The sequence below is a fragment of the Actinomyces oris genome (assembly GCF_001937445.1).
Classification (GTDB): Bacteria; Actinomycetota; Actinomycetes; order Actinomycetales; family Actinomycetaceae; genus Actinomyces; species Actinomyces acetigenes.
This window is the reverse complement of sequence record NZ_MSKS01000001.1, coordinates 1-12,800: the sequence shown is the minus strand read 5'-3', so window position 1 is coordinate 12,800 and position 12,800 is coordinate 1. Positions and strand designations below refer to the sequence as shown.

Genomic DNA, 12,800 nt, shown 5'->3' with positions numbered 1-12,800 from the left:
CGCCCACAACTGTCTGACGGGCTCGGCGGCTCACGGCTCACCCGCCCGCCTGCCCCGTCGAGGGGGCAGGGCCCGCCCGGTCACCATCGGCCGGACCGCCGCCAGCCAGCCCCAGGCTGACCACTGATGAACACAGACACACCATTGACCACCCACCAGCTTCACGGATCAAAGGACCATTGATGAGCACCACCGGCTCCCAGACCACCGGCCCCGGGATCGTCCCTGGACCCGACCAGCAGGTCGAGAACGCCCCCGGACTGCTCACGCTGGGCTCGTACCTGCGTCGAGGACAAGCCTCTGCCGACGCCCGCCGCCTGTTCCTCACCGGAGGGCGCGAGGCCGACACCTTCTACCGCCACCGGTGGAGCCACGACAAGATGGTCCACTCCACCCACGGGGTCAACTGCACCGGGTCGTGCGCCTGGGAGGTCTACGTCTCCGACGGCATCATCACCTGGGAGAAGCAGATCACCGACTACCCCACCACGGGGCCGGACATGCCCGAGTACGAGCCCCGCGGCTGCCCGCGTGGCGCGGCCTTCTCCTGGTACACCTACTCCCCCACGCGCATCCGCTACCCCTACGTGCGCTCGGTCCTCCTGGACGCCTTCCGCGCCGCGAAGGCCGACAACGACGGCGACCCGGTCGCCGCCTGGGCGCAGGTCACCGGTGACCCCGCCACCGCCAAGGCCTACAAGTCCGCCAGAGGCAAGGGCGGCATGGTCCGCGTGGGCTGGGACGAGGCCATGGAGATCGTCGCGGCCGCCTACGTCCACACCATCCGCGCCTGGGGCCCGGACCGCATCGCCGGCTTCAGCGTCATCCCGGCCATGTCCCAGGTCTCCTACGGAGCCGGCGGCCGCCTCCACGAGCTCATCGGCGGCACGATGCTCTCCTTCTACGACTGGTACGCCGACCTGCCGCCGGCCTCACCCCAGGTCTTCGGGGACCAGACCGACGTCCCCGAGGCCGGCGACTGGTACAACGCCCAGTACCTCATGATGTGGGGCTCCAACCTGCCGCTGACCCGTACCCCGGACGCCCACTTCATGACCGAGGCCCGCTACCACGGGCAGAAGGTCGTGGCCGTCTCCCCCGACTACGCCGACAACACCAAGTTCGCCGACCAGTGGCTGCGCGTGGCCCCGGGCACCGACGGCGCCCTGGCCCAGGCGATGGGTCACGTCATCCTCTCCGAGTTCCACGTCAAGCGCGAGGAGTCCTTCTTCCTGGACTACATGCGCCGTCACACCGACTCCCCCTTCCTCATCGGCCTGGAGCCCTCCCCCGACGGCACCAGCTACGTGCCCGGCCGCTTCGTGACGGCCTCCGATGTCAACGGCGTCGCCACCGGTGCCCCGAAGAACGAGTTCCGCCCCCTCGTGTGGGACCGCGAGCGCGGCCCGGCCGACCCCGGCGGCACCCTGGCCGACCGCTTCACCCCCGAGGGCGAGGGCAAGTGGAACCTGCTCATGGACGGTGTCGACCCGGTCATGAGCATCATGGATCTGCACGGCGAGGGCCCCCAGGTCCAGGCCGCCGAGGTCCTCCTGCCCCGCTTCGACCTGCCTGGCTCCTCCACCCCCGAGGGCTCTGTGGGCGGCGGCGTCGTGCGCCGCGGCGTGCCGGTCACCCGCATCGGGGACCGCCTGGTCACCACCGTCTACGACCTGCTCCTGGCCCAGTACGCCGTCGAGCGCCCGTCCATGCCGGGCGAATGGCCCGCGGACTACCAGGACGCCACCGTCCCGGGCACACCCGCCTGGGCCAGCGAGATCACCGGTGTTCCCGGCCCCGCCATCATCCAGGTGGCGCGCGACTTCGCCCTCAACGCCGTGGAGTCCGGCGGCCGCTCCCAGATCGTCATGGGCGCGGGCATCAACCACTACTACCACGCCGACCAGATCTACCGGACGATCCTGGCGCTGACCTCCATGTGCGCCACCCAGGGCGTCAACGGCGGCGGCTGGGCCCACTACGTGGGTCAGGAGAAGGTCCGCCCGCTCAGCGGCTTCCAGCAGTACGCCTTCGCCCTGGACTGGCACCGCCCGGCCCGGCAGATGATCGCCACGGGCTTCTGGTACATCACCACCGACCAGTGGCGCTACGACACCACCTCCGCCGAGCGCCTGGCCTCCCCGCTGGGACCGGGCACCCTGGCGGGTAAGACCACGACCGACACGATGGTCGAGGCCATGAAGCGCGGGTGGACGCCGTCCTACCCGACCTTCAACCGCAGCCCGCTGCTCCTGGGCCAGCAGGCCGCCGAGGCGGGCATGGACCCCAAGGACTACATCGTCGAGCAGCTGCGCTCCGGTGAGCTGCGCTTCGCCTGCGAGGACCCCGACGCCCCCGAGAACTTCCCGCGCATCCTGTGCTCGTGGCGCACGAACCTGCTGGGCAGCTCGGCCAAGGGCACGGAGTTCTTCCTACGCCACATGGTGGGTGCGGACAACGACGTCAACGCCGTCGAGAACCCGCCCGAGCAGCGTCCCGCCTCGGTGACCTGGCGCGACGAGGCCCCCGTGGGCAAGCTCGACCTCATGTGGACCGCGGACTTCCGCAACACCTCCACCACCCTGCACTCCGACGTCGTCCTGCCGGCGGCCACCTGGTACGAGAAGCACGACATCTCCTCGACCGACATGCACCCCTTCGTGCACTCCTTCAACGCGGCCATCGACCCGCCCTGGGAGGCGCGCACCGACTTCCAGGTCTTCCAGACCCTGGCCGGGCTCATCTCCGCCTGGGCGCCGCGCTACCTGGGCACCCAGACCGACGTCGTCGCCGCGCCCCTGACGCACGACACCCCCGACGCCCTGACGATGGCGCACGGTGACGTGTCCTCCCTCCCCCAGGAGTGGGTGCCGGGAGTGACGATGCCCAAGCTGGTGCCCACCGAGCGCGACTACACCCAGATCCGGGCCAAGTTCGACGCCCTGGGCCCCCTGGCCGAGAAGCTGGGGATTCCCTGCAAGGGCATCATGCTCAAGCCGGGCCCGGAGGTGGAGCGTCTGGCCCGCAACCACGGGGTCTCCTCCGACGGCGTGGCCGCCGGCCGGCCGCTGCTCGACACCGACATCCGCGCCGCCGACGCCATCTTCACACTGTCGGGCACCACCAACGGGCGTATCGCCACCGAAGGCTGGGACACGCTGTCCAAGCGCACCGGCACCCCGCTGGTCGAGCTCAGCGAGGAGGAGGCAGGCAAGCACATCTCCTTCGCCGACACCCAGATCAAGCCCCAGGGAGTCATCACCTCCCCGGAGTGGTCCGGTTCCGAGCACGGCGGCCGGCGCTACTCGGCCTTCGTGGTCAACGTGGAGCACGCCAAGCCCTGGCACACCCTGACCGGGCGCATGCACTACTACCTCGACCACGACTGGATGCGAGACATGGGCGAGTCCCTGCCTATCTTCCGGCCACCGCTGGACTTCCACGCCCTGTACGGGGAGGCCGCGCCGGGCTCGGTATCCACGAGCCAGGCGGGCACGGCGGAGGTCGCGGTGCGCTACATCACCGCGCACAACAAGTGGGCGATCCACTCGCAGTACTTCGACAACCTGCACATGCTCACACTGGGACGCGGGGGCCAGACCATCTGGATGAGCCCCCAGGACGCCGACAAGATCGGCGTCAAGGACAACGAGTGGGTCGAGGCCTACAACCGCAACGGCATCGTGGCGGCCCGCGCCGTCGTCTCCCACCGCATCCCTGAGGGCATGGTCTTCATGCACCACGCCCAGGAGCGCACCATGAACACCCCGCTGACCGAGACCAGCGGCAGGCGCGGCGGGACGCACAACTCCCTGACCCGGATCGTGCTCAAGCCCAGCCACTTCGCAGGCGGCTACGGGCAGCTGTCCTACGCCTTCAACTACATCGGCCCCACGGGCAACAACCGCGACGAGGTCACGCTTATCCGTCGCCGCAGCAACCAGGAGGTGACTTTCTGATGAAGGTCATGGCCCAGATCGCAATGGTGATGAACCTCGACAAGTGCATCGGCTGCCACACCTGTTCAGTGACCTGCAAGCAGGCCTGGACCAACCGCGAGGGCACCGAGTACATGTGGTTCAACAACGTCGAGACCCGCCCGGGTGTCGGCTACCCCAAGGGTTGGGAGGACCAGGACACCTGGCGCGGCGGCTGGGAGCGCACCGCCTCGGGCCGCCTGCGGCCCCGCTCGGGCGGGCGTCTGCGCCGCCTGGCCAATATCTTCGCCAACCCGGAGATGCCCACGGTCGAGGACTACTACGAGCCGTGGACCTACGAGTACGACCGTCTGCTCTCGGCCCCCAAGGACTCCCCGGCAATTCCGGTGGCGCGCGCCAAGAGCCAGCTGACCGGCGAGTACATGCCCACCATCAAGTGGGGTCCCAACTGGGACGACGACCTGGGCGGCTCCATGGAGACCCTCCAGCAGGACCCGATCATCGAGGCGATGAGCACGAAGGTGCGCACCGACATCGAGTCGGCCTTCATGTTCTACCTGCCGCGCATCTGCGAGCACTGCCTCAACCCCACCTGCGTGTCCGCCTGCCCGTCGGGCGCCATGTACAAGCGCACCGAGGACGGCATCGTCCTGGTGGACCAGGACGCCTGCCGCGGCTGGCGCATGTGCGTGTCGGCCTGCCCCTACAAGAAGGTCTACTTCAACCACGCCACCGGCAAGGCCGAGAAATGCACCCTGTGCTACCCGCGCCTGGAGGTCGGCCAGCCCACCGTGTGCTCGGAGACCTGCGTGGGCCGCCTGCGCTACCTGGGCGTCCTCCTCTACGACGCCGATCGCGTCTCGCAGGCCGCCGCCGTCAAGGACCCGCAGGACCTGTACATGGCCCAGCGCGAAATCCTCCTCAACCCCCACGATCCCGAGGTCGTGGCGGGCGCGCGCGCCGAGGGCGTCCCGGACAACTGGATCGAGGCGGCCCAGGCCTCCCCCGTCTGGGACCTCATCGACACCTACGAGGTGGCCCTGCCCCTGCACCCCGAGTACCGCACCATGCCGATGGTCTGGTACATCCCGCCGCTCTCCCCGGTCGTCGACGAGGTCGCGGCCGCCGGCCTGGACGGCGAGAACTACAAGGTGCTGCTCACCGCCGTCTCCGACATGCGCATTCCGCTGGAGTACCTGGCGGGCCTGTTCACGGCCGGTGAGACCAACACGGTCGAGCTCGTGCTGCGGCGACTGGCCGCGATGCGCTCCCACATGCGCGACGTGCGCCTGGGCCGCGAGCCCGACCCGGCCATCGCCGCCGCCGTGGGCCTGGACGGCAAGAAGCTGGAGGCCATGTACCGCCTGCTGGCCATCGCCAAGTACGACGACCGCTACGTCATCCCCACCACCAAGCCCGAGGTCCCCCGCGGCATGAAGTCCATGGGCAACGACGTCAAGACCCTCCTGGGTGAGGGGGCCCCGGCCGGGTGCCACCCCGACGTCGCCTCCTTCCACGGCCAGGGCGGTGGCGGAGCTATGAGCGGCGGCCCGGTGAGCCTGCCGCTGCCGACCGTGCGCCGCGAGCCGGTGCCTGCCGCCGGCCCGGGCATGACGCCGGTCGGTGTGCCTGAGCCGGTGGGTCAGACCCAGGCGGCCGGCTCCTCGACCGGCCCTGCGGTCGCGGCCCCCAGGGACCTCTGAGATGGTCTCCTTCGTTCGCGCCCCCCGGGTTCTTGAGAAACCCGCCGAGGTGCACCTGACGCCCTCTCAGCGAGCCACCGTGCACATGGCGGCCTCGCTGCTGCTGGACTACCCGGCTGAGGGGACTTTGGAGACGCGTCTGAACGCCGTCGAGGCCGAGCTGGCCACGCTGCCGGCGGAGGTGGCCGTCCTCCTGGAGGAGTTCATCGCTCAGGCGCGCCGCCGCGGCGAGCGGGCCATGGCCGAGCACTACGTGGAGGTCTTCGACCGACGTCGGCGCTGCTGCCTGTACCTGACGTACTACACGGTGGGTGACACCCGGCACCGGGGCGCCGCGCTGCTGGCCTTCAAACAGGCACTGGCGGCGGCCGGCTACGAGATGGCCGCCGACGAACTGCCCGACTACCTGCCGGTGGTCCTCGAGCTGTCCGCGCGCAGCGGCGACGAGGTGGCCGGCACGCTCCTGTCCTCCCACCGCGAGGGCATCGAGGTGCTGCGCAGCGCCCTGACCGACGCCGCCTCCCCCTACGCGGGGCTGGTGGAGGCCGTCTCCATGACCCTGCCGCAGATCGACGAGGCCACCGCCGAGCGCGTGCGCGCCCTCGTGGCGGCCGGGCCGCCCACCGAGACCGTCGGTGTCACCGACACCCTGCCCTTCCCGACCATTCCCGTGCGCAACCCGAGCCTGTCCGGCGCACCCGCCGTGCCGGGCTCGGTACCAGTCGCCGACCCTTCCCCCTTCACGAGCAGCCAGGAGAGCATGACATGAGCCCGATTCAGCAGAACCTCATGTGGGTGGCCCTGCCCTACGCCAGCCTGGTGCTGCTGGTGACAGGCATGATCTGGCGGTGGCGCACCGACCAGTTCGGCTGGACCTCCCGCTCCTCGCAGTGGAACGAGTCCCGCATCCTGCGCCTGGCCTCCCCCCTGTTCCACCTGGGCTTCCTCATGGTGATGGCCGGTCACGTCGTCGGGCTCCTGGTGCCCAAGGACGTCACTGAGATGCTGGGCGTCTCCGAGCACATGTACCACCTGGGCGCCACCTACCTGGGATCCTTCGCGGCCATCCTGACGATCGTGGGCCTGGCCGGACTCATCTACCGGCGCATCGTCGTCAAGAGCGTGCGCCTGGCCACCACCCGCAACGATCTGGTCACGTACTGCTTCCTCATCGTGCCGATCCTGCTGGGCTCGGCGGCCACGGTCCTCAACCAGCTCGCCGACGCCCACGGCTACGACTACCGCGAGACGATCAGCCCCTGGCTGCGCTCGGTGCTGGTCCTCCAGCCGCGTCCCGAGCTCATGGCTGACGTGCCGGTCTCCTTCAAGCTCCACGTCATCGCGGGCTTCCTGCTCCTGGCGACCTGGCCCTTCACCCGCCTGGTTCACGCGGTCTCCGCACCCGTGGGCTACGTGACCCGCCCCTACGTGGTCTACCGTTCGCGCGAGGGGGCCACTTCCACTGCCCGGGCCTCCCGCGGCTGGACCCCGGTACGGACCCAGGGCACCGGCAACCAGGGAGCCAACGACGTCACTCCTTCTCAGGGCGCCTGATCCCGGTTGCCCCGCTCCGAAAGGACAACACATATGGGTATCACTCGTCGTGCGGCCATCGCCGCCGTCAGCCTGCTCTCCGCCGTCTGTCTGGCCGCGTGCGGCGGCTCCGCCTCCAACAGCTCCACCGGCGCCGCTTCGGGCGCCGCCTCCGCGAGCGGCTCAGGTGCCCCGCAGAAGGCCACCGGCAAGGTCACGGTCCTGGCAGCGGCCTCCCTCCAGGGGGCCTTCGAGGAGATCGAGAAGACCGTGGAGAAGGACAACCCCGGCCTGGACGTCACCTTCGACTTCCAGGGCTCCCAGGACCTGGTGTCCTCCCTGGCGGGTGGCAACAGCGCCGACGTCCTGGCCACGGCCAACAACTCCACGATGAAGACCGCTGCGGACCAGAAGCTGGTCGGGAGCCAGACCGAGTTCGCCACCAACGTCCTGACCCTCATCGTCCCCAAGGGCAACCCCAAGAAGATCACCGGGCTGGACTCGTCGCTGGACGGCGCCAACCTGGTCATCTGCGCCCCCGAGGTGCCCTGCGGTGAGGCCACCAAGAAGCTTGCCAACGCCCTGGGCGTCACCCTCAACCCGGTCTCCGAGGAGCAGAAGGTGACCGATGTGCGCGGCAAGGTCGAGTCCGGTGAGGCCGACGCCGGCATCGTCTACACCACCGACGCTGCGGCCGCCAAGGACAAGGCGGACAAGATCAACATTCCTGACGGCGGCGTCGTCAACCACTACCCGATCGCCCCGACGGCCAAGCCTGAGAACCCTGCGGGGGCCCAGGTCTTCATCGACGCCGTCACCGGCAAGGCCGGCCAGGAAATCTTGGCCAAGTACGGTTTCGGGAAGCCCGGCAGCACCACTGCCGGGGCGAGCCCCAGCGCCGGGGGCGCTACCCCGGGCAGTGCGGCGGCGAGCGCCGGGGCCAGTTCCGAGGCCAGCGCCGCCCCGTCCCAGGCCGCGACCGCTGAGGGATCGTCCGTCCCGGAGGCGAACAAGCCCACCGCGCAGACCACTGCTCCGTGACGGCTCGCTGGCCTGACTCGCTGGCCTGGTAAACATGAGTCTGTGAACCAGATGTCCCCCGCTGCGCGCTCCGCGCAGCAGTCGGTACGGCGGCCCGTCCGCGCCCTTTCTCGGCGTGGGCGGGCCGCTCGTTCGCCTCTGCCCGTCCTCGTGACCGCGCTGGCCATCCTGGGGGGCTGCGCAATCGTCCTGCCCCTGGTGGGGATGGGGACGCGCGTGTCCTGGGGGCAGCTCCCCCAGCTGCTGGCGACGCCGTCGGCGCAGGCCGCCCTGTGGCTCTCGATCCGCACCTGTCTGAGCTCCACGGTCGTCTGCGTGGTGCTGGGCGTGCCGCTGGCGCTGCTGCTGGCCCGCAGCTGGCCGGGGGTGAGGTTCGCGCGGATTCTCGCGGTGCTGCCGATGACGATGCCGCCGGTGGTGGCCGGTATCGCGCTGCTGTCCACCTTGGGGAACCGCGGCCTGCTGGGGGCGCACCTGAAGGAGTGGGGGGTGCCCATCGCCTTCTCCACTACCGCGGTGGTCATCGCCCAGGTGTTCGTCTCCATGCCTTTCCTGGTGGTCACCCTGGAGGCTGCGCTGCGCAGCCGCGACAAGCGGGCCGAAGTCACCGCCCGGAGCCTCGGTGCCGGCCCGTGGAGGGTTCTGGCGCAGGTGACGCTGCCGCTGGCAACGCCGGCTCTGGCTCGGGGCACGGCCCTGGCGCTGGGCCGGAGCCTGGGCGAATTCGGGGCGACCATCGCCTTCGCCGGTTCCAAGGAGGGTGTCACCCGCACGATGCCGCTGGCCATCTACCTGGAGCGGGAGAAGGACACGGCCACCTCCCTGGCCCTGGCCGCCGTGCTCATCGGCCTGTCCTTCGTCATCGTCGGGGCGACCAACATCGACTGGAGCAGGGTCGCCAGCCACCTACTGCCCCGCCGCGGGCTCCAGGGGCACCAGGACCACGACGCCGCTGCGTCGGAGCCCCGAGGCGCACAGGCCTCGGCCTCGGGCGGGGGTAGCCGGGACGGCGAGTCTTCCCGGGGCAGCGGGCGCGGCCAGGACCTGCAGGTGGCCTTCGAGCTGCCGGGGCGCGGCGTCGTCGTCGACCTGGAGGTGGAGGCGGGTCGCACGACGGCGCTCATCGGCCCCAATGGCTCGGGCAAGTCGACGGTCTGCTCCGTGGTGGCCGGCCTGCTGGACGCCGAGAACGGCCAGGTCGTGCTGGGCGGACGAGTCCTGGACGGCCCCGGGGGCTTCGTGCGGGCGGGGCGGCGCCAGGTGGCGCTGCTCAGCCAGGAGCCGGGCGTCTTCACCCACATGTCCGTGCTGGGCAACGTGGTGTTCGCGCTGCGCTGCCGGGGGGTGAGCCGGGCGGAGGCGACGCGTCGGGCCCGAGCCGAGCTGGCCGCCGTCGGGGCCGATCACCTGGCCTCCCGCTCGGGGGGCGCGCTCTCGGGCGGGCAGGCGGCCCGGGTGGCGCTGGCCCGGGCGCTGGCGACGGGGCCCCGCCTGCTGGTCCTGGACGAGCCGATGGCCGCCCTGGACGTCACTGCCCGCCAGGAGATGCGCCGCCTGGTGGCGCGTCGATGCGCTGAGGAGGGGCTGACGCTGCTGCTGGTGACCCATGACGTCCTGGACCTGACGGCGCTGGCTGAGGACGTCGTCGTCCTGGACCGGGGCCGAGTGGTGGAGCAGGGGCCGACGGCGCGGGTCCTGTCCGCGCCGCGTTCGAACTTCGTCGCCCACCTGACGGGGACAGCCGTGCTCACCGGGGTCATCGACGGCGACACCGAGGCTCCGGGGTTGCGGCTGCCGTCGGGGCGGGTCGTTCGTGGCCGTCCCCAGGGGGATGCCGTTGACGGGCAGGTCGGCGAGCAGAGCCACCGGGACGACCGCGACGAGGTACTGCACCCCGGGGTGCCGGGTATTGCGCTGGTGCCACCCGACGCCGTCGCCCTCTACCGGCAGGCGCCGCACGGCAGTCCCCGCAACGTCCTGACCGGCCGGGTGACGGGGCTGGAGCGTTCGGGGGCGCTGGTGAGTGTGCGCCTGGAGCTGGAGGAGGGGCAGCGGCTGTCGGCGGCGGTCACCGCCGGGGCCGTGGCCGAGCTCGGCATCACCGAGGGCCGGGAGGTCTGCTGCGTCATCAAGGCCGTGCAGGTGCGTATCCTGGCCCGCCGAGGTTGACAACTACAGTATCGGGGCGTTGAGAGAAGGACCGGGCGAGAATGAGGGAGGGCGTCATGAGCGCTGTTGAGGGAAGCGATCGCGATGGCGTCTGCGAATCGGTGATCGCAGGCGAGCGTCTGCAGCCGCTGAGCCGCGATGAGCTGGAGCGCTACCACCGCAATGCGCTCGTGCCGCAAGTGGGGCTCGTGGGGCAGCAGCGCATCCGCGCGTCCCGGATCCTGCTCATCGGTGCCGGCGGGCTCGGGGCGCCGGCGGCCCTGTACCTGGCGGCCGCCGGGGCGGGGACGATCGGGCTCATTGACGACGACGACGTCGACGTGTCCAACCTGCAACGCCAGGTCATCCATGCCACGGCCGCCGTGGGCCGTCCCAAGGTGGACTCGGCGGCCGAGGCGATCAGGGCGCTCAATCCCGACGTTGAGGTCGTTGCCCACCGGACTCGGTTGACGGCGGCCAACGCCCGGGACCTGCTGGGCGGCTGGGACGTGGTCATTGACGGCACGGACAACTTCCCCACGCGGTACCTGGTCAATGACGCCGCCGTCATGCTGGGGCTACCGCTGGTGCACGGGGCGGTGCTGGGGTTCAACGGGCAAGTGGGGGTCTTCGACGCGCGCCGGGGCCCGTGCTACCGGTGCCTGCACCCCACTCCGCCGCCCGCGGGTTCGGTGCCCTCCTGTGCGGAGGCGGGGGTGCTGGGGGTGCTGCCAGGCATCATTGGGACGATGCAGGCCGCCGAGGCGCTCAAGCTGGTGATCGGCGGCGGGCAGCCGCTACTGGGGAGGCTGGCGATGCTCGACGCCTGGGGGGCGCACCTGCGGGAGATTCCGGTGGCGAAGAACCCGGCCTGCCCGGTGTGCGGGGAGAACCCGAGTATCACTGCGCTGGTCACGGAGGCTGGTGCCTGCGTGATTCCCCGAACTCCTGAGGCCGAGGCGCAGCCGCAGGAATCCGGGAGCGACTCCCGCCGGCAGCCCGAGAGTTCCGCGTCCGGTCCCGCTGCAGCCAGCCGAATTCAGGAAGGTGGCGAGGTCCTGGGGTCATCATCAGGGGCAGGGGTGGACGCTGTTTCCGCGACCGAACTGAGGAGGCTCCTGGAGAGCGATGTGCCGCCGGCGCTGCTGGATGTGCGTGAGGACGTCGAGGTGGCGCTCGAGCCGATGGAGGGCGCGCTGCACATTCCGCTGCGTGAGGTGGCGGCACGGATGGGCGAACTCGACCCGAGCCGGCCGACGGTGGTGGTGTGCGCTGCCGGGGTGCGCTCGGTCCGGGCCATCGAGGCGCTGAGGGCGGCGAGCTACACCGGGCGGCTCCTCAGCCTCGACGGGGGCATGAGGGCCTGGGTATCTGGCCGGCCTTGACCGCGACACCGGGTCCTGCAGCCCTGGCCGCTCTTGGCGGTGCGCAGTGGGCCTTGGTGTCACGTTTGGCGACTTTTAGGGCGTCCATCGGTTGGCGCGCCCGGGCCTGTATGGCTCTGGCCTGCGTATACGTGGCAGAGGGCGATGGTCATCGGCCTGGGGTGTGTCTGAAAAGTCGCCCACAGTGACACCGCGCTCGCAGGGCGAGCCTGGCAGCTTAAGGTACGAATGCGTACACCAGGAGTCGGGCGGGCTCGGTGGGGGCCTCGGCGGTGCGTTGTGAGGCCTGGGAGTCACGTTTGGCGACTTTTAGGCCGCCCATCGGATGGCGTGCCCGACCCCGTACGGTTCTGACCTGCGCATACGTGGCCGGGTGCTGTGTTGTCTCCTCACTTCCTTCTGAGACATTTGGGTGTCATGGCTTCTGAGGCACTCGCTCGGGCGGGAGCCCAGGGCAGGCAGTGGTCCTGGAGGCGAGGGTGGGGCCGAAGGGATGTGGCGTGACGGGGTGTCGGTGTCCACAGCGCTGACATTAACCCTGCATCGGCGCTGCACGCCGAGGAAGAACCGCAGCATCCCAACGATTCTCGCCGGGTGCGTCGACGGTGGGCTCGTTGATGTCAGCGCTGTGGACACCGAGGCCGTGGCCCTGATCGACTCTGCGGGGTCTAGGTGGCCGAGCCAGGTTCCTCACCCTGGGGCCTGCCGTGCTTTCCCCTGCCGAGCACTTCCGGCTCCCGCGCAGGGACCCGGAGACCGGGATTCAACGCCCAGTTCCGGGCCCGGACCCCCTCCCAACCCGAGTCGACCAACGGGCACGAGGGTGGGGCTGAACTAATCAGGCGTGGTACGTACCACACGGTCCCCCGGCAACCCACCAACCAGTGTCTCAGATGTCATGACATCCGAAACTCTCAGAAGTCATGAGACTGGACTGCTGGGTGTATTTCGGACAGTGCTTGTTTTGTGCTTCAGGCCGCCTTCGTTAAGTTCAGGAGCTCACGTTCAACCTCGTTCGGGGTGCGGTATCCCAGGAGGCTTATTCATAGGGG

The 12,800-nt window shown here is 70.2% G+C and carries 7 protein-coding genes; all 7 read left to right on the top strand.

The genetic code is table 11. The features are described 5' to 3' along the window. Nucleotides 1-182 precede the first annotated feature (182 nt). Genes BKH20_RS00040 through moeB form a run of 7 tightly spaced genes read left to right on the top strand, consistent with a single transcriptional unit; the run spans nucleotide 183 to nucleotide 11,748 of the window. Nucleotides 183-3,959, top strand: coding sequence for a nitrate reductase subunit alpha (locus BKH20_RS00040; protein WP_075389422.1), 3,777 nt, complete (start codon nucleotides 183-185; stop codon nucleotides 3,957-3,959). Next, nucleotides 3,959-5,641, top strand: coding sequence for a nitrate reductase subunit beta (gene narH, locus BKH20_RS00035; RefSeq protein WP_075389421.1), 1,683 nt, complete (start codon nucleotides 3,959-3,961; stop codon nucleotides 5,639-5,641). The genes BKH20_RS00040 and narH overlap by 1 nt, the downstream gene beginning before the upstream one ends. A 1-nt stretch (nucleotide 5,642) precedes the next feature. Further along, nucleotides 5,643-6,410 carry a nitrate reductase molybdenum cofactor assembly chaperone gene (narJ, locus tag BKH20_RS00030; protein WP_075389420.1) on the top strand — a complete coding sequence of 256 codons (768 nt, stop codon included), beginning with the start codon at nucleotides 5,643-5,645 and terminating at the stop codon, nucleotides 6,408-6,410. Further along, the gene (gene narI, locus BKH20_RS00025) at nucleotides 6,407-7,195 is read left to right on the top strand and encodes a respiratory nitrate reductase subunit gamma (RefSeq protein WP_075389419.1); all 789 of its coding nucleotides are present in this window, start codon (nucleotides 6,407-6,409) and stop codon (nucleotides 7,193-7,195) included. Before narJ ends, narI begins: the two co-directional genes overlap by 4 nt. Nucleotides 7,196-7,228: 33 nt before the next feature. Next, nucleotides 7,229-8,215, top strand: coding sequence for a molybdate ABC transporter substrate-binding protein (gene modA / locus BKH20_RS00020; RefSeq protein ID WP_075389418.1), 987 nt, complete (start codon nucleotides 7,229-7,231; stop codon nucleotides 8,213-8,215). Nucleotides 8,216-8,257: 42 nt separating this feature from the next. Further along, on the top strand, nucleotides 8,258-10,384 hold the full coding sequence (locus tag BKH20_RS00015) for an ABC transporter permease (protein WP_075389417.1): 2,127 nt from the start codon (nucleotides 8,258-8,260) through the stop codon (nucleotides 10,382-10,384). Nucleotides 10,385-10,440: 56 nt separating this feature from the next. Then, the gene (moeB, locus tag BKH20_RS00010) at nucleotides 10,441-11,748 is read left to right on the top strand and encodes a molybdopterin-synthase adenylyltransferase MoeB (protein WP_075389512.1); all 1,308 of its coding nucleotides are present in this window, start codon (nucleotides 10,441-10,443) and stop codon (nucleotides 11,746-11,748) included. Nucleotides 11,749-12,800: the final 1,052 nt, after the last annotated feature.